This is a genomic window from Vibrio tasmaniensis, from assembly GCF_024347635.1.
In the GTDB taxonomy this organism is placed as follows: Bacteria; Pseudomonadota; Gammaproteobacteria; order Enterobacterales; family Vibrionaceae; genus Vibrio; species Vibrio tasmaniensis.
On sequence record NZ_AP025510.1, the window covers coordinates 2305396 to 2330630 of the forward strand.

The window sequence follows — 25235 nt, forward strand, 5'->3', positions numbered from 1 at the left end:
AATAACTTATAATGATGTCGGTTTTCTCACAGTCATCTGTCGTTAATTTTATAAGCAAAACAAGTCGCTACCCGTATAGTTACTCCATCGAAGAGAAACTCTTTCTCTTAAATTTTATTCCAGAGGTGATGTGGCTTGCCATATCACTCCGGCAGCAAGCGAAGGTGTCATTGGCACCCGTGGTATAGTCCCCCCGGCTATACCACGATATTTTTTTCTTCCTTTTGTTTTAACCCACAAACCTTTTTAAATTCCCCAACTATCGTTATATCTCGTATCTCGTATCTCGTATCTCGTATCTCGTATCTCGTATCTCGTATCTCGTATCTCGTATCTCGTATCTCGTAGAAGCATAAAAAAGCCCCAACACGAATGTCGAGGCTCAAAGTATTTATCTATGTTGTAACTGGACGTCCCTAGCTCACTGCTCTTCGTTGTTTTCAGCAAACTTAGATGGCGACATGCCAAAGTGATGTTTAAACCTTTGACTGAAATAGGAAGGGTCATTGAAACCAGAATCAAACGCGACGTCTGAAATCCTCTCTCCCGCAAGTAACCGCTCGCACGCATGCTCTAAACGCACTTCATTCAAATGTTCTTTAAAGGTCTTGTTATAAGCCGATTTAAAACGTCTCTGTAAGCTTCTCTCTGACATGAACAAGTACTTAGCAGCATTTGCAGTACTGAACTCTGCATCGGCATAGTTTTCACTTACAAGCTGTGACACTCTGTTTTTCCACTCTTGCTCAGCACTTAACCTTTGTTGCTCCGTCGCTGAAACGGTAAGTTTAATGGTCTCAATCTGTTCAATTGTGCTAGCTTCCAAATTATCTAACACTTGATATTCAATCGGCCACGAAAGCTGCACCTTATTTTGAGAGTCCGAGACAAAGGCATTCAGTTCACCACCGCTCTGGTTCATCAATAATGGTAACTTTTCGAGGTTTAGGTCGGTCGACTTTCCAGTATTGTCATTAATGCTTGAAGTCAATTTAGGGAAAGGCATTCCATGGTCTCGAATCGTCACAACAAGGTGCTCTTTAACCTCTTCAACCAATACCACCATACTCTGTGACTTAAAATTTCTCTTAATGATACTAGCGACTAGACTGTTGAAAATAATATCAAGATTAAAATACAGCAAGGATACATGTCGTTGTTTAGTTTCAACTTTAATATCCAGTTCAATACCGGCTTTGGCTAAATCATCCTGCCAAGCTTTGAGTACCGCTTCTAGGATTAAAATTATATCGTAGCAAACCTTTCCCTTCCCTTGTGGCGTGTTACTCAACTGAGCCAAGCCATTTTTCAATATCAATATAGGCGACTTACCTTGCTCATCATTCCAATTAGGAATCATCGCAGCAATATGATTAACTTCAGAAGAGAGTTCATTAGCAGTGTGTGACACAAGAGTACTCTTAACTGACAACTGTTTTTTTAACTGTTGATTGGTCGTGAGTAGTATTCGGCTTTGATGCCTCAGTTGATCTGTCTTTAATGCAACTTGCGCTTTTAAGTGCCTATTGACGAAAGTGACGTAACGCGATCGCCAAAAAACCAAAGCAGTCACTACACCGATAAGCAGTAGCAGAGAGCTTGCTGCTGCCCAATTACTCAGGTACCAAGGTTCCGCAATAGAGAAGCTTTGGTTCGTTGACGTAAAGCGATAATGAGAATCCTTAACGGGTTTCACTTCCAGCGTATAGTCCCCAGGAAGAAGGTGGTCGAGTGTTAGTAAGCCCCCTTCAAATTCACTCCAAGGTTCATCGTCGCTTAGTCGATACTCCATTGCAGGCGTGTATGTCGCTGGTAAAATTCCAATCTTAAAACCGATTGATGAGCCGTAAGGAATTTCATCTAAATCAGCTGTCTTGCCACCGAGTGATACTATCTGCTGGTCGACACTTATCTTGCTCAGCAATGCACGGCTATGAGGTGTTGTTGATACCAATAGCTCATTAGCTAATGCACTCACCACGCCATATCTTGAGCCGAAGAGAAGCCTAGTAGACTGGCTACCTTCGCTGTAAAACAGAGCACATGCACCTGCAGCCAATTCATTGGTGATCAAGCCGAATGGTGAGCCGATATGTTTATGCAGTTGCCCATCCAATCCGTAATAGCTAATACCTTTCGAAGAGCCTAACCACATCCCATTATCATCGCTAATTAAACATTTAGGACTGATATTTTCCTCAACAAGAGTGACCTCTTGAATAATAGAACTGTTATTAGGGATTCGATACACACCATAGCTACTCGCAAACCACTGGGATCCATCTTTCGCTTTTTCAATATCGACCACTTTGCCAAGTCGCTCGCTTGAACGACTAAAACTAATTCTCTCATCAAGAAAAGAGTAGAATCCGTGATCAGTACCAACATAAATACGACCTTGTAAACCTATATTGAGAGCGGTGATCTTTGCTGGCAAAAATTTATCAACTAACCAGTCGGTACCATAACTGGTCAACTTATTGGTTTCGATAGATAAAGAATAAAGGTTTTGTCCCGAGGTCATCCAAAGCATGCTATCCGCTTCAAGTGCAAAGTTTTCAACGGGTACACCTTCAATCGCTCTTGGTAGATCGACCTTTTCAGCCTCTAACGTATCAGTATTGAAACTAATAATACCTTCCGCAGTCGCTAACCAAATTGAAGAATCAAAGATCTCAAAGTCCTGTACCGGGTTAGAGTAAACACGAACGGGGTTATCTTCACTTTGAGAATCAACCAAATAGAGACCTCTGGAAGAAGCAACCCAAGACAGTTGATCGCCAACAAGCTGTACTTTGTTTATCACCACGCTACTCGAGTGCATACCCATTCCCGTTATTGGCGTTCTTGAGAATGTCCGGCTGAACAGTGAAAAGTATCGAATACCGTTGTTGGTCGCGACCCACATTCCACCAGCATGGTCGTTAATTAGCGAGTATATTTTCTCACCCGGTAACGAAAAATCTTGATTATCAGCCTGTTCAAATCGTGTAACTTGTTCCGTAATAAAGTTGTAGCTTATAAGACCATGCTCCGTCCCAATCCAGTATTGATCGGTCGTTTCAGCGAGAGAAAGAACATGCGAACCATGCACCCACTTCTCTCTCTTTGGGTTCGCGAGATCTATAATTACCGCACCATTCAATGTGCCAATGACTAACTCACGTCTTGCCACCGAAAAATACAGTGTCTCTATATGATTTTTTTTTGATGCACCGATATGAGTAAACTCTTGGCTATCGGAAAGGTACACTCCGGAACTGGTCGCAAGCACCCATTTTGACAGCACCCGCTCAGCATCGTTAATCGTAATATCACTGCTATTGTTGTGCCGATACAATTTTAGAAGCGAGTAAGTGCTAAATTCTGAAGATTGAGTATTGTATGTATAGAAATTACTGCCATCTGTAACCCAAATATAATCACCAGATGCACCAATATTCGCGATCTCAGCACCGGGGCTTAGACTAAATGCAAGTTCATTGCCGATTCCAGGGCTATGTCGGTACACCTCATTATCAAAGAAAGTCCAAAACTCATCGTTAAGAAACGCGACTTTTTCTGAAGAAAATTGCAAAAGGCTACCTTTTCGAGGGAATAGGGTTCGGCCATCATAAAAAAGTATTTTTCCATGCACATCATGAACCCAGAGTCCGCCACCTTCGCCTAAGTACAAATTTTTTGCCGCAAGGAAGTTCCCTTGTGCTTGAACGGGCAAAGGGTAGAAAACGGAGGGTGATGTATTTACCGCAAAAACGCTAAATGAAATGCTCATTAAGATGAACATTTTGAAAATAATTCGATACAACTTTTATTAATCCTGAACAGCAACAACACATGAAATATTGGTTCTCGCAACGCTTGTTGCTGATTAACCATAAAGTGAGTTTTTTTGTGATTATTATTATCTTTCTATTTTAGCTGAAATTGACAAAGGAGAAAGGAGGTTTGATATTTGTTGGAAGGTTTTATCTTAGCGGTCACGAAAATGCCGCAAAAAGCGGCATGATTCATCAATTAACGAGAGCAAAGTGTCGTAAAGAATATTCGTTATTGATTACTTTCCGCTCAAGCAACTTGTGTAGCTGTCTGTAAGTTGCTGAAGAAAATCAAAATAGCTTCCACTCTTCACTTCAACCTGCGAACCAACAGGGTCAAGTTGGCCTTGTTTAGCGTTACTTCCACGAGTCACCGATTCAATCACCGCTGGTGTAAATTGAGGCTCTGAAAATACGCATTGAACATTTTCACGTACCAAGGTCTTCTTGATAGCGATTAGACTTTTTGCGCCAGGTTTACGCTCAGGGCTTACCGTAAAGTGACCTAGATTATTCAACTCAAACTCTTGTTCGAAATAGCCATATGCATCATGGAATACGTAGTAACCTTTGTCTTTCACTGGCGTAAGTTGGTCATGAATCGACTGCTGTTTCTCTTTTAGAGCAATCAAGAATGAATCTAGGTTCTCTTGATACGCCATGGCGTTATCAGGGTCTGATTCAATTAGCTTAGCTGAGATATATTTTGCCGCTACCTCAACTTGATCGATACCTAACCAAAAATGCGGATCATGGCTACCATGGTTGTGTCCTTCATGTGCATCGTGGTCATGCTCTTCGTGTCCGAACTCTCGCAAATTAATGTCAGGGATCTCACTGATCTGGATAACGTTCTCTTTTGAACCAATCACCTTAGTTAAGAAAGCTTCTAGATCAGGGCCAAACCAAATCACCAGATCAGCACTATGAACTTTTTTGACATCCGATGGCTTAAGCGCATAATCATGCGGCGAAGCATTGCTGTTCATCAACACATCCGGCTCACTAACGCCTTGCGTTAACTCTGTCACAATCATTTGAATCGGTTTAAAGCTTGTTAGAATAGTATTGGCACTTGCAACACTTGGCGCTAAAAGCAAAGTAGCAAGTATAAAAAATGAACGTGACATAATTCCTCGATAATAGAAAAGTAGCTTAGGCTTGAGGTAAATGTTACATTATAACATTAGCGAATTGCAAATGAGTTCTATTCATGGATAATTTAATCCAACTAGATTCTGTGAGCGTCGAATTTGACGGTCGAAAAGTTCTAGACAACATCTCTCTTAATATAGAGCGCGGCAGAATCACCACCCTCATTGGGCCAAACGGTGCTGGAAAGTCGACATTAGTAAAAGTGGTACTGGGGTTACAAACCAAATTTTCAGGCACAATAAAAAAATCCAACAAATTGAGAATTGGCTATGTACCACAAAAATTAAAGCTCAATGATTCACTGCCTCTTAATGTAGAACGTTTTTTGAAACTCACTGGTAAGTTTAGTCAGCAAGAGATCCTTGAAGCATTAAAACTTGTGGGTGCTGAACACCTTCAAAAAAGCAACATGCATCAATTGTCTGGCGGTGAAAACCAACGTGTGCTGATTGCGAGATCCTTGCTAAGAAGACCCGATCTACTGGTTCTAGATGAACCCGCACAAGGTGTTGATGTACAAGGCCAAATAGACCTGTACGACCTGATTGATACGATTCGCCACCGCTTTGGTTGTGCCGTCTTTATGGTTTCACACGATTTACATCTAGTGATGGCAAAAACAGATGACGTGATTTGTTTACAACATCACATTTGTTGTTCTGGCGCACCTGCTGATATTAAGCACCACCCATCGTATATAGCGCTCTTTGGTACTGCGACCCAAGAAACACTGGCGTTTTACCACCACCAACACGAACACCACCATCATGATCTCGCAGGTGAGCCTGTAACTGGCGGCGCGCATGAATGTTCAAACCATAAACACGGACACCACTAATGCTTGAGTTTCTTCTTCCCTCTATTTTAGCTGGCTTGGGCATTGCTCTAATCGCGGGGCCACTAGGTTCATTCGTAGTGTGGCGCAAGATGGCTTACTTTGGAGACACGCTTGCTCACGCTTCTTTGATGGGCTTAGCACTTGGCTTTCTGTTCAACATTAACTTATATTTCGCGCTGCTGATTTGTTGTTTAATGCTGGCTGTGTTGCTAGTGACTTTACAAAAACAAAAACTGGTCGCGACCGATACCCTACTCGGTATTTTGGCGCACAGCGCTCTGTCTTTGGGTCTTGTCGCCGTGAGTTTCTTAGATAACGTGCGTGTTGACCTAATGAGCTACCTATTTGGTGACTTGCTTGCAGTGTCTCCGACAGATTTGGTATTCATCTATGCGGGTGCTGCCGTGATTGGAGTGGTACTTGCTATCTTTTGGCGACCACTATTGTCGACGACCGTTAACGAAGATCTCGCAGCGGTTGATGGCATCAACATTGATTTAATGCGTCTTATTTTGATGCTATTGGTTGGGATCGTGATTGCGGTAGGTATGAAGTTTGTTGGTGCGTTAATCATGACCTCACTACTTATCATTCCGGCAGCAACGGCAAGAAAATTCGCCAATACACCCGAACAAATGGCATTCCTTGCATCGGTAATTGGTTCTATCGCTGTGTTCGGAGGATTGAGCTTGTCTTGGTTCTATGACACACCGGCCGGCCCTTCTGTTGTTATCAGTGCTGCAGCAATGTTTATGTTATCTCAAATGGTTAGAAGCCGAGCTTAGCGCTTATCAGTATGATCTCGTATCATTGAAAACATACAAAAAAGGCTTGGTCAGTGACCAAGCCTTTTTAATATCATTCAGTTAACTTCTATCTCAATCGATAAAAGCCAGCTGATTACCAACCCGTGATTTCACGTAGGCCTTTACCGATGTCCGCAAGAGACTTAACAGTCTTAACGCCTGCTGCTTCCAGTGCTGCGAATTTATCTTCAGCAGTACCTTTACCGCCAGAGATGATTGCGCCAGCGTGGCCCATACGTTTGCCCGGAGGAGCAGTCACACCAGCGATGTAAGATACAACTGGCTTAGTTACGTTTGCTTTAATGAACTCAGCTGCTTCTTCTTCCGCAGTACCACCGATTTCACCAATCATTACGATTGCTTCAGTTTCTGGGTCTTCTTGGAAAAGTTTTAGGATATCAATGAAGTTTGAACCTGGAATAGGGTCACCACCGATACCAACACATGTAGACTGACCAAAGCCTTCATCTGTTGTTTGCTTAACTGCTTCGTACGTCAGAGTACCTGAACGAGATACGATACCTACTTTACCCTTCTTGTGGATATGGCCAGGCATGATACCAATCTTACATTCGTCTGGAGTGATAAGACCTGGACAGTTAGGACCGATCATGCGAACGCCAGTTTCTTCTAGCTTCACTTTAACGTCGATCATATCTGTAGTAGGGATACCTTCAGTGATCGTTACGATCAGTTCGATACCTGCATCAATCGCTTCTAGGATTGCATCTTTACAGAAAGGTGCTGGTACGTAGATAACTGTTGCTGTTGCGCCAGTCGCTTCTACTGCTTCACGTACTGTGTTGAATACTGGAAGGCCTAGGTGAGTTTGACCACCTTTACCAGGTGAAACACCACCAACCATTTGCGTACCGTATGCGATAGCTTGGTCTGAGTGGAATGTACCTTGACCGCCAGTGAAACCCTGACAGATTACTTTAGTGTCTTTGTTAATTAATACAGACATTATTTAGCCTCCGCAGCAGCAACAACTTTCTGAGCAGCATCTGTTAGAGATACAGCAGCAATGATATCAACATCAGAATTAGCAAGTACTTCGCGACCTAGGTCTGCGTTTGTACCTTCTAGACGAACAACTACTGGAACTGTTACGCCTACTTCTTTAACTGCACCGATAATACCTTCAGCGATCATGTCACAACGAACGATGCCACCGAAAATGTTTACGAGTACTGCTTTAACATTGTCATCAGAAAGGATTATCTTGAATGCTTCAGCTACACGCTCTTTTGTCGCGCCGCCGCCTACATCAAGGAAGTTTGCTGGCTTGCCGCCGTGTAGGTTTACGATATCCATCGTACCCATCGCAAGGCCTGCACCGTTAACCATACAGCCAACGTTGCCATCAAGTGCTACGTAGTTCAGTTCCCACTGAGCTGCGTGCGCTTCACGCTCGTCTTCTTGTGAAGGATCGTGCATTTCACGAAGCTTTGGCTGACGGTACATTGCGTTTGAGTCAATGTTGATCTTGCCGTCTAGACAAAGCAGGTTGCCTTCGCCGGTAATTACAAGCGGGTTGATTTCTAGTAGAGCTAGGTCGTACTGAGAGAACATTTGGCCAAGACCCATGAAGATCTTAACGAACTGTTTAATTTGATCGCCAACTAGACCAAGTTTGAACGCAAGTTCACGGCCTTGGTAAGCTTGAGGGCCCACTAGAGGATCGATCGCTGATTGGTGAATCAACTCTGGAGTTTCTTCAGCGATTTTCTCAATGTCCACACCGCCTTCAGTTGACGCCATGAATACAATTTTGCGCGTTGCACGGTCAACAACAGCACCTAGGTAAAGTTCGTTAGCAATGTTCGATGCTTCTTCAACTAGGATCTTTGTTACAGGTTGACCATTAGCGTCTGTTTGGTAAGTCACTAGGTTTTTACCTAGCCACTTTTGTGCAAACTCTTTAACGCCTTCTTTAGTGTCATGTAGCTCTACGCCGCCCGCTTTACCGCGACCACCAGCGTGCACTTGACACTTAACGACTTTCTTGGCTGTACTGATACGGCCTGCAGCTTCGAAAGCTTCTTGTGCTGTATCACATGCGAAACCTTCTGGTACAGGCAAACCGAATTCTGCAAACAGCTGTTTGGCTTGGTATTCATGCAAATTCATTTTGATATTCCGTTTATTTTCCCTTAAGGGATTATTATTTCCATAACGACACAGTTTCCTGTGGTACGTCTGTAGGGTCTTCTCAAATCAACTGCTGTCCATTTTCTAATGGCTTTACAGTTCAATTGAAGGCCAGACGTTGAGCAGCCTAGCCTTTGAAACTTTTTACGTCTAGCTAACTGGGTTAACTAGACGTTTTAGAGATACTAAACGTCTAATAGCAGACGTGCAGGATCTTCTAGAAGCTCTTTGATTGTCACTAGGAAGCCAACTGATTCACGGCCATCGATTAGACGGTGATCGTAAGAAAGCGCTAGGTACATCATTGGTAAGATCTCAACCTTGCCATCAACAGCCATTGGACGATCTTGGATTTTGTGCATACCCAAAATTGCCGCTTGAGGCGGGTTGATGATTGGCGTAGACATTAGAGAACCAAATACACCACCGTTCGTGATAGTGAAGTTACCGCCCATCAGCTCATCAACAGTTAGCTTGCCGTCACGGCCTTTGATTGCTAGCTCTTTGATGCCTTTTTCGATGTCAGCGAAACCTAGTGTGTCACAGTCTTTCAGTACTGGAGTGACTAGACCACGTGGCGTTGATACTGCCATGCTGATGTCGAAGTAGTTGTGGTAAACGATATCTGTACCATCAATAGAAGCGTTAACTTCTGGGAAACGTTTTAGCGCTTCTGTTACTGCCTTCACGTAGAAAGACATGAAACCAAGACGCGTATCATGACGCTTCTCGAATTGGTCTTTGTACTGCTTACGAAGGTCCATGATTGGCTTCATGTTCACTTCGTTGAAAGTAGTCAGCATAGCTGTGCTGTTCTTCGCTTCTAGAAGACGGTTTGCAACTGTCTTACGTAGGCGAGTCATAGGCACGCGTTTTTGGCTACGAGCCGCTGCTGGCGCTTCAACTGCTGGTGCAGAGGCTGCTGCCGGAGCCGCTTTCGCTGCTGCAAGGTGTGCGTCAATGTCTTCACGAGTAATACGACCACCAACACCAGTGCCTTTAACGTCAGCTGGTTGTAGGTTGTGCTCTGCAAGAAGACGACGAACAGCAGGGCTTAGTGCGTCGTTGCTTTCTTCTGTAAGTGCCGCTTTGTGGCGCTTATCAGGAGAAGCTTCTGTATCTTCAGTCGTGTCTTTCGTTGGTTCACCAGCGACAGCACCAGGTTTGATTTTCGCTAGAAGCTGCTTAGAAAGTACCGTAGCACCCTCTTCTTCAATGATAGCTTCTAGAACACCCGCTTCAGGAGCCGGTACTTCTAGAACAACTTTATCTGTTTCGATATCTACAATGACTTCATCACGTGCAACCGCTTCGCCCGGTTTTTTGTGCCAAGTCGCAACTGTTGCATCAGCCACAGATTCAGGTAAATCTGGAACCAGAATTTCAATTGTCATGTGCGTATTTTCCTTTTACTTCTAGTTCTTAAGTAGGGTCAAAGCGTCGTCAACTAACGCTTTTTGTTGTTTCAAGTGTACCGACATATAGCCAACAGCTGGTGATGCTGATGCAGGACGACCTGCGTATTGAATATCAGCACCTACTGGGATAGCAGCTCGGAAATTATGTTGGCTACTGTACCAAGCACCTTGGTTTTGTGGCTCTTCTTGACACCAAACGTAATCGACTACATTTGTGTATTGAGCGATTGCAGCTCTCACGTCCTCGTAAGGGAACGGGTAAAGTTGCTCAATACGTACAATAGCGACATCGTCTTGCTCGTTCTTGCGTCTTTGGTCAAGGAGGTCAAAGTAAACCTTACCTGAACAGAACACGACGCGTTTTACGTTCTCAGGAGCCAGATCATCAATTTCTGCGATAGCTGGTTGGAACGTACCTTCTGCCAAATCTTCAAGAGAAGACGTACACAGAGGGTGACGGAGCAATGACTTAGGTGACATTACAATCAGTGGACGACGCATTGGTCTAACGACCTGACGACGAATCATGTGGTAAACCTGTGCTGGCGTTGAAGGAACAACAACCTGCATGTTTTGTTCAGCACATAACTGAAGGTAACGTTCAAGACGAGCAGAAGAGTGCTCAGGGCCTTGACCTTCATAACCGTGAGGAAGCAGCATTGTTAGGCCACATAAACGCGCCCACTTTTGCTCACCTGACGAGATAAATTGGTCAATAACAACTTGAGCACCGTTTGCGAAGTCACCAAATTGTGCTTCCCAAAGGGTTAGACCACTTGGCTCTGCTGTCGCATAACCATACTCAAATGCGAGTACCGCTTCTTCAGATAACACAGAGTCAAACACTTGGAATGGCCCTTGTTTATCATGAATGTTCGCAAGAGGAACATACGTGCTTGCATCTGATTGATTGTGCAGTACTGAGTGACGGTGGAAGAACGTACCACGACCTGAATCTTGGCCAGAGATACGAATACGCTTACCGTCATCAACAAGTGTTGCGTAAGCCAGAGTCTCAGCCATACCCCAATCGACTTGTTTCTCACCATTCACCATGGCAGTGCGATCGTTGTACAGTTTATTTACTCGGCTTTGCAGCTTGTGGCTGTCTGGGTATTGGCAAAGTTTAGTACCAAGCTCTTTCAGGCGCTCGATATCAATTTTGTTATCCCACTCGATGTTCCAATCGTGACCTAGGTAAGGAGACCAGTCCACAGAGTGAAGTGCCATTGGACGCCACTCTTTAACCACAACTTCACCGTGATCAAGTGCATCACGATATTCGTTAACGAGTTGAGTTGCTGTATCAATACCAAACTCACCGCGCTCCATTAGCACGTCAGCGTAAAGCTTACGTGGCGTTGGGTGCTTTTTGATTTTTTGGTACATCAAAGGCTGTGTTGCATTCGGCTCATCGGCTTCGTTGTGACCGTGGCGACGGTAACAAACCAAATCAATAACAACATCACGCTTAAACGTATTACGGTAATCCAATGCAAGACGCGCTACGAACGCAACCGCTTCTGGATCATCAGAGTTAACGTGGAAAATCGGAGCCTGAACCATCTTCGCGATATCTGTACAGTACATCGTAGAACGTGTATCGCGAGGGTTAGACGTTGTAAAACCAACTTGGTTGTTTACAACGATACGAACCGTACCACCAACACAGAAACCACGGGCTTGAGACATGTTAAACGTCTCTTGCACTACGCCCTGACCAGCGATAGCTGAATCACCGTGGATAGTAATTGGAAGTACACGGCTGCCGTCTTTATCGTCTAAACGATCTTGGCGAGCACGTACTGAGCCGATAACTACCGGGTTTACGATTTCTAAGTGAGATGGGTTAAATGCAAGTGCTAAGTGAACGTTGCCGCCTGGTGTTGCGAAATCCGCAGAGAAACCTTGGTGGTATTTCACATCACCAGTACCCCATGAATCATCGCTGTGCTTGCCCGCAAATTCGTCAAACAGGTCTTGTGGCTTTTTACCAAGCACATTGACCAGCATGTTTAGACGACCACGGTGAGCCATACCAACAACAACTTCACGCATGCCTTGTCCACCTGCATGACGAATGATTTCTTTCGTCATTGGGATAAGAGCATCACCACCTTCCAAAGAGAAGCGTTTTGCACCAGGGAATTTAGCACCAAGATAGCGCTCAAGACCTTCTGCAGCCGTTAGCTCTTCTAGGAAAGCTTGCTTTTCTTCTTTGTTGAAAGACGGTTGACCTGATACAGACTCTAAACGTTGTTGGATCCAACGCTTTTGTTCTGTATTAGTCATGTGCATGTATTCAGCACCAATCGAACCACAATAAGTTTGCTTTAGAGATTTGTAGAGATCTTTAAGCACCATCGTCTCTTGGCCAATGGCGTAAGAGCCGACGTTAAACGTCTCGTTGAGGTCTTCTTCGGTAAGAGTGTGGAAAGAAGGGTCCAGTTCAGCGACTGTATCTCTTTCCCATAAACCTAGGGGGTCTAGATTTGCTGATTGATGCCCTCGGAATCGATAAGCATTAATAAGTTGCAGAACCTTTACTTGTTTCGCATCGACATCTGGATCACTAACTTGGACACTGTAATGCTTTGTTTCTTGAGCGAGTCGACGGAAGTATTCACGAACACGAGAGTGTGGTTGTTCCACCGCTTCTGAAGCTTGCACAGGCAGTTCTTCAAAAACGCTTCTCCATTCGTCACTTACCGAATCGGGGTCACTAAGATACAGTTCATAGAGTTCTTCTACGTACGTTGCATTGGCGCCAGCCAAGTGTGAAGACTCGAGCCATGCCTTCATCACGCCGTTGTGCATATTTTCCCTTAACCAGTAGTTTTCACGTTTGCTGCGGTCTATGCCGAGCTATTAAAAGGCCGCCCCAAAACTTCTAGGGCGGCAATTTTTATATCACTTAAACCGAACGATTCACTAGCATGGTCTTAATGTGACCAATCGCTTTCGTCGGATTTAATCCCTTAGGACAAACACTTACACAATTCATTATGCCATGGCAACGAAAAACGCTAAATGCATCATCAAGATCGGACAGACGTTCGTCTGTCGCCGTATCTCGGCTATCTATTAGCCAACGGTATGCTGCAAGTAGGCCAGCTGGTCCGATGAACTTATCTGGATTCCACCAGAATGATGGGCATGAAGTCGTACAACATGCACACATAATACATTCATACAAACCATCTAAATGAGCTCGCTCATCAGGGCTTTGTAGGTTTTCACGAGCCGGTGGCACATTGCCATCAGACACTAAGAACGGCTTAACTTTTTCGTAGTTATCGTAGAACTGAGTCATGTCTACGATTAAATCACGCACAACAGGCAAACCTGGAAGTGGGCGGATTACGATCTTATCTTGGCCAGAAAGTGCAGACAGTGGCGTGATACACGCCAATCCGTTTTTACCATTCATGTTCAAACCATCAGAACCACATACACCTTCACGGCATGAGCGACGGAATGAAATCGTTGGATCTTGCTCTTTCAAAAGAATAAGCGCGTCCAAAAGCATCATGTCAGAACCTTCTTCCACCTCTAGGGTGTACTCTTTCATGTAAGGCTTCTGGTCCACATCTGGGTTGTAACGGTATAAAGAGAAATTCAGTTTCATGGTCATATCTCCTTAGTACGTACGTGCTTTCGGCGGGAATGCTTCACGATGGATAGGTTCCATGTTCACGCCACGCTTAGTCATACTTTCTGATTCAGGGTTGTACAGTGAATGGCATAGCCATTGCTCATCATCACGATCTGGGAAGTCGAAACGAGCATGCGCTCCACGACTCTCTGTACGGAAGTTTGCTGCAACCGCGGTTGCAAATGCCGTTTCCATCAAGTTTTCAAGCTCTAAACACTCAATACGTTGCGTGTTGAACTCAGTCGACTTGTCTGAAAGGTGTGCATTTTTAAGACGCTCACGAATCACTTTAAGCTCTTCTAAGCCGTCAGCCATCGCTTTACCTTCACGGAATACAGAGAAGTTGTTCTGCATACATTGCTGAAGATCTTTACGAATTACCGCAGGGTCTTCACCGTCAGTACTGTTTTCCCAACGATTGTAGCGCTCTAGTGAACGTTCAATGTCGGCTTCAGTTGCAGGTTTTGCTTCAGCTTGCTTGTTCAAAGTCTCACCAAGGTGAAGACCTGTCGCACGACCGAATACAACCAAATCAAGTAGCGAGTTGCCACCTAGACGGTTTGCACCGTGTACTGATACTGAAGCGATTTCGCCACAAGCGAATAGACCTTGAATTTCAACGTCTGTACCGTCTTCAGTTTGTTTAATTGCTTGACCAGAAACCTGTGTTGGAACACCACCCATCATGTAGTGACACGTTGGGATTACAGGAATAGGTTCTTTAACAGGATCAACGTGAGCGAACGTACGAGAAAGCTCACATACACCCGGCAGACGAGACTCAAGCGTCTCTTTACCTAGGTGATCAAGTTTCAGCTTGATGTGTGGACCCCATGGACCATCACAACCACGACCTTCACGAATCTCAACCATCATCGAACGAGCTACAACATCACGACCCGCTAAATCTTTAGCATTCGGAGCATAACGTTCCATGAAGCGCTCGCCGTCTTTATTGAGAAGGTAACCACCTTCACCACGACAACCTTCTGTTACCAAAACACCTGCGCCAGCGATACCCGTTGGGTGGAACTGCCACATTTCGATGTCTTGCATTGGAACGCCAGCACGAATCGCCATGCCAACACCGTCACCAGTATTGATGTGTGCGTTGGTTGTAGAAGCGTAAATACGACCAGCACCACCAGTAGCAAGGATTGTTGCCTTCGCTTTGAAGTAGCAAACCTCACCCGTCTCCATACAAAGCGCGGTAGTACCTAAGATTGCACCATCTTCGTTTTTAACAAGATCCAGTGCATACCACTCAGAGAAAACCGTCGTTTTATGTTTAATGTTTTGTTGGTAAAGCGTGTGTAGCAGTGCGTGACCAGTACGGTCAGCTGCCGCTGCGGTACGAGCCGCTTGCTCACCACCAAAATTCTTAGATTGGCCACCAAACGGACGTTGGTAAATACTGCCGTTATCAAAACGAGAAAATGGAAGACCCATTTTTTCTAATTCGATAACCGACTCAGGGCCATTTTTACACATGTATTCGATAGCATCTTGGTCGCCGATGTAATCGGAACCTTTAACCGTATCGTACATGTGTTGTTCCCAGTGATCTTCATGCGCATTACCAAGAGCAACGGTGATACCACCTTGCGCAGATACAGTATGAGAACGAGTTGGGAAAACTTTAGAAAGCAACGCACAAGATAGGCCTTGCTCAGAAATTTGTAGCGCGGCGCGCATACCAGCACCACCAGCGCCAATTACTACAGCATCAAACTCACGAACAGGAATAGTCACTTACGCACCCCACAAAATAAACAGACCAGAGAAGAAATATCCTAGAAGAACCGCAACAACACCGACTTGAAGACCAACGCGCAATTTTGCACATTTGATGTAGTCAGTTAGTACTTGCCACAAGCCGATCCACGCGTGAACCAAAATTGAAGTAAGTGCTAACATGGTGAAGACTTTAGTGAAGGTACCACCAAAAAATTGCGTCCAAGATGCGTAAGAAATATCACCAGAGAAAGCACAGAAGCTCACTAGGTAGATAGTGTAAAGCGTCATAATGATGGCTGTTGCACGAATCAATAGATAATCATGCACACCATTACGACCAAAAGTAGAAACGTTGTTTACCATACTAAGATCCCCGCTAGTAGAGACAATACCGCTGTTGCTGCGAATGCAACCTTCGCGCTCTTAGCGCCAGATTCCAGCTCTTCAAAGTGACCAAGGTCCATAAGAAGGTGACGAATACCACCAGCAATGTGGTAAGCCAAAGCGGTTAAAATGCCCCACAGAATAAACTTCACGAAGAAACCGTCGACAATGTCGCTAGCTTCCATAAAGCCTACAGGGGAAGAGAGGGAAATGGATAGTAACCAAAGCAGAATTCCGATCGCAACAAAAGTAATCACCCCAGACACACGGTGTAGGATGGAAGCTATTGCTGTGATAGGAAAGTGGATGGTCTGTAAATCTAAATTAACAGGTCTTGTCTTTCTTTCTTTCACGGGCTCGCTCACTCAGCTCCATTGAGCATGATGGTCATTAAATAACCTTATGTATTGTTATGGACAAAATTTGATTGCAAACCCTCAAAATTTAACATTAACTTAACAAATAACGTAAGTTGAGCCTTAGATAATTGTAAAATAATTGTTAATAACCAGGTTTCCGAAGACACCTCACATTTCTTCTTAGCCTTGCATTTATAAGGTTTTAACCAAACTTTTCAGCGCCACTATACGGCTGGCAACATTCTAATACAATTGATGCAACAAATAATGCTACACAGCACAGACTTTTAACGAATTTAATGTAAAAAACACTAACAAGTGCACACAAAGCTGCAGAAAAATTGACTTTCTGACGTAAGACCAGTAAAAAAATGGCACATAAACATCCTGGACGGATTAATAATAACAAAGGAGATTGTTATGGCGGATAAGAAAGCTACCCTTCATATTGAAGGTCAAGCGCCGATCGAATTGCCGATTACAGAAGGTGTACTTGGTACTCCAGTCATCGACGTTCGTACACTGGGTTCTAATGGTTTTTTCACTTTTGATCCTGGTTTTCTTGCCACTGCATCTTGTGAATCGCAAATCACTTATATTGACGGTGGAAAAGGTATCCTTCTACACCGTGGTTATCCAATTGATCAACTGGCCAATAACGCTGATTACTTAGAAGTTTGTTACATTCTTTTATACGGCGAAGCTCCTTCTCGAGCTCAATACGAAGAGTTCAAGACGACTGTCACGCGTCACACCATGGTTCATGAGCAAATTGCTAGTTTCTTCCACGGCTTCCGCCGTGATGCTCACCCAATGGCTGTTATGTGTGGTGTGGTAGGTGCGCTTGCTGCGTTCTATCATGATTCATTAGATGTTAATAACGACACACACCGTGAAATTGCGGCATACCGCCTAATTTCAAAAATGCCAACACTGGCTGCAATGTGTTACAAATATTCTATCGGTCAACCGTTTATCTACCCACGCAATGACCTAGGCTACGCAGAAAACTTCCTGCACATGATGTATGCAAATCCATGTGAAGAATATGAAGTAAACCCTGTTGTTGCTCGCGCAATGGACAAAATCTTTACGTTACACGCAGATCACGAACAAAATGCTTCAACGTCAACGGTTCGTTTAGCAGGTTCTTCGGGTGCAAACCCATTTGCTTGTATTGCTGCTGGTATCGCTTCTTTGTGGGGCCCGGCTCACGGCGGTGCTAACGAAGCTTGTCTAATGATGCTTGAAGAGATCGGTAGCGTAGACAACATTGAAGAATACGTTGCAAAAGCAAAAGACAAAGATGACCCATTCCGCCTAATGGGCTTCGGTCACCGTGTTTACAAGAACTACGATCCACGTGCAACGGTAATGCGCGAAGCGTGCCACGAAGTACTTAAAGAACTGAACATTCAAGATCCACTACTTGACGTAGCAATGGAACTTGAGCGCATCGCTCTTTCTGATGAGTACTTTGTATCGAAGAAACTATACCCGAACGTAGATTTCTACTCAGGTATCATTCTGAAAGCGATTGGCATTCCTGTATCAATGTTCACAGTAATCTTTGCGATGTCTCGTACTATCGGTTGGATTGCACACTGGAACGAAATGCACAGCGATCCGACGAACCGCATCGGTCGTCCTCGTCAGTTGTACACGGGTGAAGAACAGCGTGATTTCCAAGCTCTACACGAGCGCGAATAGTAAAGTTTCGACTTTTCTAATCGATTAAAATCAAAAAGGGTTGATGTATTAACATCAACCCTTTTTTGTCTTCCAGTATTTCGTATCACTTCAATGAAGGTACAAATATCCAGAAAGTCATAATCTCTAAACGTGGTTACACTGGATTATCGATATCAATAAACTCAACATTCAAGCCATGTTCTTTCGCTAGCCACTCACCTAATGCCTTCACGCCATAACGTTCTGTTGCATGGTGCCCTGCAGCAAAGTAATGGATATCTTGCTCACGTGCTGAGTACGTAGTTCGCTCTGAGATCTCACCAGAGATAAACGCATCAATACCTTGAGAAGCCGCTAACTCAATGTAGTCTTGACCACCACCAGTACACCAACCGACAGTCGTAATCATTTTGTTTTGGTTTTCTGGAGCAATATGCAGTGGCTTACGATTCAGAACTTGGTCGATTTTTTCTGCGAATTCTGCACCTGTCATTGGCGCACTCAACTTGCCAAACATCGCAACCGATTGTGGATGCCCTTCCAGACCGCCTTCGACTTCGATATCAAGTAACTCCGCCAGTTTCGCGTTGTTGCCCAGCTCAGGATGGATATCAAGCGGCAAGTGATAACCTAAAAGGTTAATATCATTTTTAATCAGAGTACGAATGCGCTTGCCCTTCATGCCGCGAATCGCTTCTGGTTCACCTTTCCAGAAGAAACCATGATGGACTAACAAAGCGTCTGCATTCAGCTCTACAGCTCTGTCAATCAAGGCTTGAGAAGCTGTCACACCAGTAACAATGCGCTTCACTTCTGGCGCACCTTCAACCTGCAAACCATTCGGGCAGTAATCTTTAATCTGCTGTGGCTGCAGTTTTTCGTTAAGTAGCTTTTCTAATTGTAAGTTATTCATTTTTCTTTCCAGCTTAACTTTATAATAACGTCGTTATATCAATTTACGGGTAGAATGTCGAAAGCCCCACGATGAGTTTATGAGGAACAGATGACAGCACTGCAACGTTTTTATCAATGGGTCATCGACTCACCGCCATTACTAGAAATCAAACCACCCGTTTCCGATCTTGGTGCATTCTTAAGCACCTATGCCATCGACTCATCACACACTTATAACGGAAACCCAAGGTTAGGTTTCCTCTACCAGCATCTATGTGAACAAGTCATTGAAGCCTCACCTGATTATTCGGTCAAGCACGATGAGATTCAGATTAATGTTGAAGGCAGAACGCTAGGTGCTATCGACTTTATTCTCGAAAAAGAGAGCAACCAAAAGCTACAACATTGGGAAGTGGCGATTAAGTTTTATCTTCTCCATGAACAGACATGGTTTGGTCCTAACTCGCATGACCAATTAGATAAGAAGTTAGACAGGATGCTCACCCACCAGCTGGGTATGTCGTCTTCAACTGCCTTTGTTGAACAATATCCAGAGATCGATGTCGACTCAAAACACCTCCTCATGCAAGGTCGTCTATATACAAACCCATTCTTAGATCAAAAAGTACCGACTGAATGCTTGGGCTACGATATTAACCCAAGCCAAGTAAACGGCTTTTGGTGCTACCAAAATCAGGCTCACTTAATTACTGAAGCACTCTACCCTCTCACCAAAGAACAATGGGCGGCTGGCACTGATGATTTTAGCGGTGAACCTATCACCGAGTTTGGTGATCGCTTTGTTCATGGGCAAACCAAATCAGGGCAATTTTGGTTTGTGATGCCACTAAGCTGGCCACGCGGCTAATCCATTCAGCCATTGAGTTGATTTAGTCTTAAGCCACTTACTCACAGACAAATAAAAAGGGCTGATGCTTTCACATCAACCCTTTCACTGTTTATTTTATGACTCTACTAATCTGTATTCGATTATAGGCCAGCAGCTGCAAATACTTGATTAACAATCTCTTGAGCTTCTGCTTCGATTGCTTTTAGGTGCTCTTCACCTTTAAAGCTTTCACAGTATATCTTATAGATATCTTCAGTTCCTGATGGACGAGCAGCAAACCAACCGTTTTCAGTCGTCACTTTTAGGCCGCCAATTGCAGCACCATTACCTGGAGCATGCGTTAAGCGAGCAGTAATCGCATCGCCAGCAAGTGTTTCAGCCGAAACCATCTCTGGAGATAGCTTCTTCAGCACGTCTTTTTGTGCACCATTCGCTACCGCTTGAATACGGTTGTACTTAGATTCGCCATGTTTAGCAGCGAGCTCTTCGTAGTATTCTTGTGGGTTCTTACCCGTTACTGCTGTGATCTCAGCCGCAAGTAGGCAAAGAATGAGGCCATCTTTATCTGTTGACCAAGGCGTTCCGTCTTTACGTAAGAAAGATGCACCCGCACTCTCTTCGCCACCGAAACCAAACTGACCGTTGTATAAGCCATCAACGAACCATTTGAAACCAACTGGCACTTCACAAAGTTCGCGACCTAAGTCAGCAACAACACGGTCAATCAATGCACTTGATACCAATGTTTTACCCACTGCAACGTCTTTACCCCAACCTTCACGGTTGCGATATAGATAATCAATACACACCGCTAGGAAGTGGTTTGGATTCATCAAGCCTTTTGGCGTAACAATGCCGTGGCGATCGTAATCAGGGTCGTTACCAAACGCTAGTTGATAGTCATCTTTAAGCGCCAGTAAGCCTGCCATTGCGTACGGAGAAGAACAATCCATACGAACAACACCATCTTTGTCTAGAGACATAAATTGGAACGAAGGATCAACCGCTTCACTTACCAAAGTAAGATCTAGGTTGTACGCTTTACCAATTTGACGCCAGTAATCGATACCACTACCACCCAGTGGATCAACACCAATTTTGATGTTTGCTTTCTGGATCGCTTCCATATCAACCACATTAACCAAGTCAGCAACGTAAGGAGCAACGAGATCAACTTCTTTCACTAGCTCTGACTGTTTAGCCTGTGCGATAGGAGTGCGCTTAACGCCTTGCATTTGCTCAGCAATGATAACATTCGCACGATCTTCAATCGCTTGAGTTAGCTCAGCTTCAGCAGGGCCACCGTGTGTTGGGTTGTATTTAATACCACCGTCTTGTGGTGGGTTATGCGAAGGCGTGATAACAATGCCGTCGGCTTTTTTGTCATTCACTAGGTTATGCGTAAGAATCGCGTGCGAGATACCTGGAGTTGGAGTAAAGCCATTGTTTTCTTGAATAATAACTTCAACGCCGTTGGCTACAAGCACTTCGATAACCGTAGAAAACGCAGGCTCAGAGAGGGCGTGAGTATCTTTACCTAGAAAAAGGGGACCAGTAGTACCTTGATCGGCACGAACTTCAGCCACCGCTTGTGCGATCGCTAGAATGTGGTTTTCATTAAATGTTGATTTGTCTGCTGTACCGCGATGACCTGAAGTACCAAACAGTACTTTGTGATCTGGGTTAGTAGCATCCGGTTGCTGTAAGAAATAGTTTGCAACTAAAGCCGGGATATTATGAAGATCTTCCTGCTGAGCTTTCTGCCCGGCACGAGGGTGCATAGCCATTATCGACATCCTTATATAAAATTTAAAAACAAAAAAACCTCATAATATCTTCTTAGCCATGGATATTATGAGGTTTAAATCAGATTTCGTTAAATTGAACCTGTTACTTTTTCTATCAATTCTGCCTGGAAACTCATGCGACTCATAAGCTGCTCAACCATCTGTCTTTTACGGCTTGTGTTGTTATTCGTAATAACCCAAAAAGGACTTTGTGGAATAGCTTTAGGCTTAGTTGTGTTGCCGTTTGCTAACAACGTCGCTTCGTTGTCTGCAAAGTAAACACGCTTACGGCCTTTTACTTGAGTTGCTTCTGAAAAGCTTAAAGGGTCGATTTTATGCAGTGTTGATAACACAAGCATGAAACGATCAATGGCTTTCTTTAGTGATGCAAACTCATCTGATATTAGTAGTGAGCGCATTTCTTTAACGCCATCGAACTTCTCTGGAGTAAAGCCTACCTCTTTGCTAACAACGATACCTTTTGGCTCAACGATCTCTTCGATCGGAGCCGTGCCTTGGTTATCAACCAGTAACAAGCGGCGCAGAATATCTGAAGCGCTTTCGCCAATACGTTCTGTCTGACCCGCAATAAAACGGTATAGGTCCTCATCAACCTCAATTGTTTTCATTCGCTTTTCACAATCTCAATGTTTAAACTCTGGGGGATTATAGCGAGATCCGCGCGGATACTCTACGTCAAACCCACCATGAATAAGATAAAAATGTCAGTACAGCTCAACTATAAAATTGAAGGTGAGGGTCACACCATTGTTTTGATCCATGGATTATTCGGTAATTTGGACAACCTTGGCTTGTTGGCTAGGGATCTAAAAGCCGATCATCAAGTACTTAGCATCGATCTACGCAACCACGGGCAATCTTTCCATAGTGACACTCATAATTATCAAGCTATGGCAAAAGATGTGGCTCAACTGCTGAATGATCTTGAGTTAGACGGTGTTACTGTGATTGGTCACTCGATGGGTGGCAAAGTGGCGATGGCACTGACGCAACAGCTTGCGCTGCACAAATTGATTGTCTTGGATATGGCGCCGGTCGCGTACACTCAAAGTCGACACGACAACGTATTCGCAGGCCTACAAGCTGTGGTAGAAGAAAAACCGACCTCACGCTCAGAGGCGCTCAAAATCCTCGCAAAACATATCGAGATTGATGGGGTTCGCCAGTTCTTGACTAAATCTTTGTTCAAATCAGAGCAAGGCATCATGGAATGGCGTTTCAACGTTGCCTCGCTATTAAGCAACTATCCACAAATTATTGGTTGGGAACCAATCGAGAAAACCTCGGTCAAAACCTTGCTAATCAAGGGTGGTGACTCAGATTATCTGACAGCTGAGCATCAAACCGCCGTTCAACAGCAATTTTCCGACGTAAAGGCACATGTTATCGCCAATACTGGACATTGGCTACACGCGGAAAAGCCCGCTGAAGTGCTCCGTGCAATAAGAAAATTCATCGCTTAGATAGGTTAATTTGTCGATATAAATGAGAGCTGTGTAATCACAGCAGATTAACTTTATCCCACAACAGTGATATAGTGCGCCCAAGCAAATTTGGTATATAAGGTTCCCATGCTTTACGACTACATGAACATCATTGAATCTGTTGGTTTAGATCTTCTGTTTGCCGCGATTTTCTTTCTAATCGGAATGGCAATTAAAGACGTTCTAAAGCAGGGAAATGTTCCTGCATTTGGTCGTCGTATCGTATGGTTAGTACTTTTCCTTGGCTGCGCAGGTTTTATCGCAAAAGGGATAATCCAACTAAGCTGGGAAGGAACTGGAATCTAACGATTTCCTCCGAACTTTATTACACCGACAACAGACAAAATGAAAGGTAATGATTCTATGGCAAGTGTAGGTCTCTTCTTTGGTAGCGATACAGGTAACACTGAAGCTGTTGCTAAGATGATTCAAAAGCAATTGGGCAAGCAGCTCGTTCAAGTTCAAGACATTGCAAAAAGCAGCAAAGAAGATATCGATAACTTCGATCTGCTGCTGCTTGGTATCCCTACGTGGTACTACGGCGAAGCACAATGTGATTGGGATGACTTTTTCCCTGAGCTAGAAGCTATTGATTTCTCAACTAAGCTTGTTGCTATTTTTGGTTGTGGCGACCAAGAAGATTACGCAGAATACTTCTGCGATGCTATGGGTACTATCCGTGATATCGTTGAAGCGAAAGGCGGTACTATCCTAGGTCACACGTCGACTGAAGGCTACGAGTTCGAAGCATCGAAAGGTTTAGTTGAAGGTGACGACAGCCAATTCGTTGGTCTATGTATCGATGAAGACCGTCAACCTGAGCTGACTGATGAGCGTGTATCTAACTGGGTTAAACAAATCCACGAAGAGATGTGCCTAACAGAGCTAGAAGACTAATTCATTAGCGGTTGTTAATTGTTACAATTAATGACGGTTATTTAGATATGAAAAAACCTCCTTATGGGAGGTTTTTTGCTATTCAATGTTTATCAGTCAACACTCAGCTTCTAATGCTTCGTCATCATCTCTAAATTGTGGCTTCTTTCTCACATAGAGAGTTCGCTGAATTTCCGAAACCACATTCCCCTGCTTATCTTTAACGTGGATGATAAATTCGGGGAAACACTTCTCACCAAGCTGTGTCTGACGGTAGATATCCTCAAGTTGCCCTTGGCTGATCTCAAAATCAGCATACAAGTCGGATTGACCTGGCTTGATAAAGTTAATACTCGCCTCTTTATCCCAAACATAATACCGCTCACCTAAAATTCCCATTAACATCAACGAATAAACGGGGTCGGTAAGAGAAAAGATACTCCCGCCATATTGAGTACGATTGGCGTTCTTATTCCACCAACGTAACTTAAGTACCGTCTTAACAACCCTAAAATCAGCGCTAATGTGGGCTATCTTAATCCCGGCCCCCCAGAAAGGTGGCCAAATATTGAGAGCAAATTTTACAATGTTAGGTTTATATATTTTTACGAGTTGCTTATTCATAACAACAATCCATGTTCATATCAAAAAATACCGCCACCTTTACTGGTCGTACCTCCACTATAAGTGAGATACTTCTAATTTACAAAACAGATTGTGATGTCAGTGAGTAACCCTTTGAAGTTCGTGGTTTATTGTTATGCCTGACTAAACTATAATGGTATTAATATTGAATTCTGTTAATTGCTGCAGATCATCAACAGGAAAGTATATGTCAGACAATAATCAAGCGCTAAAAGATGCTGGTCTTAAAGTGACCCTCCCACGGCTCAAAATTTTAGAAGTATTACAACAACCAGACTGCCAACATATTAGTGCTGAAGATTTATATAAAAAGCTGATCGACTTAGGTGAAGAGATTGGTCTTGCGACCGTTTATCGCGTACTGAACCAATTCGATGATGCAGGCATTGTAACTCGTCACCACTTTGAAGGTGGTAAGTCTGTATTTGAACTTTCAACACAACATCACCACGATCACCTAGTATGTCTAGACTGCGGTGAAGTTATCGAATTCTCTGATGATCTTATCGAAGAAAGACAAAAAGAAATCGCTCAACGCTACAACGTACAGCTAACTAACCACAGTTTGTATCTGTATGGTAAAAGCATCACAGGGGATTGCAAAGGCAACCCAGACGCACATAAAGCGAAGAAGTAACACAGAACGCTGGCCTAGGCCGGCG

Annotated in this window: 22 protein-coding genes; 8 read left to right on the forward strand and 14 right to left on the reverse strand. The window is 43.9% G+C overall.

Features of this window, described 5'->3' with window-relative positions:
• Window positions 1–421 precede the first annotated feature (421 nt).
• The gene (locus tag OCV44_RS10340) at window positions 422–3808 is read right to left on the reverse strand and encodes a helix-turn-helix domain-containing protein (RefSeq protein ID WP_139685814.1); all 3387 of its coding nucleotides are present in this window, start codon (window positions 3806–3808) and stop codon (window positions 422–424) included.
• A 249-nt stretch (window positions 3809–4057) separates the two neighbouring features.
• Window positions 4058–4948, reverse strand: a complete 891-nt coding sequence (gene znuA / locus OCV44_RS10345; protein ID WP_139685815.1) for a zinc ABC transporter substrate-binding protein ZnuA — start codon at window positions 4946–4948, stop codon at window positions 4058–4060.
• A gap of 83 nt (window positions 4949–5031) precedes the next feature.
• Here znuA and znuC point away from each other — a divergent pair, with 83 nt between their 5' ends.
• Complete coding sequence (gene znuC, locus OCV44_RS10350; protein ID WP_086049827.1) at window positions 5032–5811, forward strand: zinc ABC transporter ATP-binding protein ZnuC; 780 nt, start codon at window positions 5032–5034, stop codon at window positions 5809–5811.
• On the forward strand, window positions 5811–6596 hold the full coding sequence (gene znuB, locus OCV44_RS10355; RefSeq protein ID WP_009847315.1) for a zinc ABC transporter permease subunit ZnuB: 786 nt from the start codon (window positions 5811–5813) through the stop codon (window positions 6594–6596). The genes znuC and znuB overlap by 1 nt, the downstream gene beginning before the upstream one ends.
• 115 nt (window positions 6597–6711) lie before the next feature.
• On the opposite strand, the gene sucD is transcribed toward znuB, so the two are convergent.
• From sucD to sdhC, 8 genes are all read right to left on the reverse strand, one after another.
• Complete coding sequence (gene sucD / locus OCV44_RS10360; protein ID WP_017096870.1) at window positions 6712–7584, reverse strand: succinate--CoA ligase subunit alpha; 873 nt, start codon at window positions 7582–7584, stop codon at window positions 6712–6714.
• Entirely contained in the window at window positions 7584–8750 is a 1167-nt protein-coding gene (gene sucC / locus OCV44_RS10365) for an ADP-forming succinate--CoA ligase subunit beta (RefSeq protein ID WP_009847317.1), read from the reverse strand. Before sucC ends, sucD begins: the two co-directional genes overlap by 1 nt.
• Before the next feature lie 206 nt (window positions 8751–8956).
• Window positions 8957–10165: a 2-oxoglutarate dehydrogenase complex dihydrolipoyllysine-residue succinyltransferase gene (gene odhB / locus OCV44_RS10370; protein WP_009847318.1), complete on the reverse strand. Its 1209-nt coding sequence runs from the start codon at window positions 10163–10165 to the stop codon at window positions 8957–8959.
• Between the two features lie 21 nt (window positions 10166–10186).
• Window positions 10187–13006, reverse strand: a complete 2820-nt coding sequence (gene sucA, locus OCV44_RS10375) for a 2-oxoglutarate dehydrogenase E1 component (protein ID WP_012604529.1) — start codon at window positions 13004–13006, stop codon at window positions 10187–10189.
• 97 nt (window positions 13007–13103) lie between these two features.
• Window positions 13104–13817: a succinate dehydrogenase iron-sulfur subunit gene (locus tag OCV44_RS10380; protein ID WP_009847320.1), complete on the reverse strand. Its 714-nt coding sequence runs from the start codon at window positions 13815–13817 to the stop codon at window positions 13104–13106.
• Between the two features lie 12 nt (window positions 13818–13829).
• Window positions 13830–15596 (reverse strand): succinate dehydrogenase flavoprotein subunit, encoded by a 1767-nt coding sequence (gene sdhA / locus OCV44_RS10385; protein WP_009847321.1) that lies wholly within the window; start codon window positions 15594–15596, stop codon window positions 13830–13832.
• Window positions 15597–15944, reverse strand: coding sequence for a succinate dehydrogenase, hydrophobic membrane anchor protein (sdhD, locus tag OCV44_RS10390; protein ID WP_004734215.1), 348 nt, complete (start codon window positions 15942–15944; stop codon window positions 15597–15599). It lies immediately after the preceding gene.
• Entirely contained in the window at window positions 15938–16330 is a 393-nt protein-coding gene (gene sdhC, locus OCV44_RS10395) for a succinate dehydrogenase cytochrome b556 subunit (RefSeq protein WP_012604532.1), read from the reverse strand. The genes sdhD and sdhC overlap by 7 nt, the downstream gene beginning before the upstream one ends.
• Before the next feature lie 414 nt (window positions 16331–16744).
• On the opposite strand from sdhC, the gene OCV44_RS10400 reads away from it, so the two are divergent.
• Window positions 16745–18034: a citrate synthase gene (locus OCV44_RS10400; protein WP_004734217.1), complete on the forward strand. Its 1290-nt coding sequence runs from the start codon at window positions 16745–16747 to the stop codon at window positions 18032–18034.
• A 136-nt stretch (window positions 18035–18170) separates the two neighbouring features.
• On the opposite strand, the gene OCV44_RS10405 is transcribed toward OCV44_RS10400, so the two are convergent.
• The gene (locus tag OCV44_RS10405; protein ID WP_139685816.1) at window positions 18171–18929 is read right to left on the reverse strand and encodes a Nif3-like dinuclear metal center hexameric protein; all 759 of its coding nucleotides are present in this window, start codon (window positions 18927–18929) and stop codon (window positions 18171–18173) included.
• A gap of 90 nt (window positions 18930–19019) precedes the next feature.
• On the opposite strand from OCV44_RS10405, the gene OCV44_RS10410 reads away from it, so the two are divergent.
• Window positions 19020–19778, forward strand: coding sequence for a DUF1853 family protein (locus tag OCV44_RS10410; protein WP_139685817.1), 759 nt, complete (start codon window positions 19020–19022; stop codon window positions 19776–19778).
• 122 nt (window positions 19779–19900) lie between these two features.
• Here the strand turns inward: OCV44_RS10410 and pgm are convergent, their stop codons facing one another.
• Together pgm and seqA are read right to left on the reverse strand one after the other, a co-directional pair.
• The gene (pgm, locus tag OCV44_RS10415; protein ID WP_139685818.1) at window positions 19901–21547 is read right to left on the reverse strand and encodes a phosphoglucomutase (alpha-D-glucose-1,6-bisphosphate-dependent); all 1647 of its coding nucleotides are present in this window, start codon (window positions 21545–21547) and stop codon (window positions 19901–19903) included.
• 89 nt (window positions 21548–21636) lie between these two features.
• Window positions 21637–22176: a replication initiation negative regulator SeqA gene (seqA, locus tag OCV44_RS10420; protein WP_086049832.1), complete on the reverse strand. Its 540-nt coding sequence runs from the start codon at window positions 22174–22176 to the stop codon at window positions 21637–21639.
• Between the two features lie 93 nt (window positions 22177–22269).
• Here seqA and OCV44_RS10425 point away from each other — a divergent pair, with 93 nt between their 5' ends.
• The 3 genes from OCV44_RS10425 (at window position 22270) to fldA (ending at window position 23949) form a co-directional block, all read left to right on the forward strand.
• The gene (locus tag OCV44_RS10425) at window positions 22270–23031 is read left to right on the forward strand and encodes an alpha/beta fold hydrolase (protein ID WP_139685819.1); all 762 of its coding nucleotides are present in this window, start codon (window positions 22270–22272) and stop codon (window positions 23029–23031) included.
• 108 nt (window positions 23032–23139) lie between these two features.
• A complete protein-coding gene (locus OCV44_RS10430; protein ID WP_009847328.1) occupies window positions 23140–23358 on the forward strand; it encodes a DUF2788 domain-containing protein in 219 nt (72 codons plus the stop codon).
• Window positions 23359–23415: 57 nt separating this feature from the next.
• A complete protein-coding gene (gene fldA, locus OCV44_RS10435; protein WP_139685820.1) occupies window positions 23416–23949 on the forward strand; it encodes a flavodoxin FldA in 534 nt (177 codons plus the stop codon).
• A 96-nt stretch (window positions 23950–24045) separates the two neighbouring features.
• Here the strand turns inward: fldA and OCV44_RS10440 are convergent, their stop codons facing one another.
• The gene (locus tag OCV44_RS10440) at window positions 24046–24552 is read right to left on the reverse strand and encodes a DUF4442 domain-containing protein (protein ID WP_139685821.1); all 507 of its coding nucleotides are present in this window, start codon (window positions 24550–24552) and stop codon (window positions 24046–24048) included.
• A gap of 208 nt (window positions 24553–24760) precedes the next feature.
• On the opposite strand from OCV44_RS10440, the gene fcrX reads away from it, so the two are divergent.
• Window positions 24761–25210, forward strand: coding sequence for a ferric iron uptake transcriptional regulator FcrX (fcrX, locus tag OCV44_RS10445; RefSeq protein WP_004734226.1), 450 nt, complete (start codon window positions 24761–24763; stop codon window positions 25208–25210).
• Window positions 25211–25235: the final 25 nt, after the last annotated feature.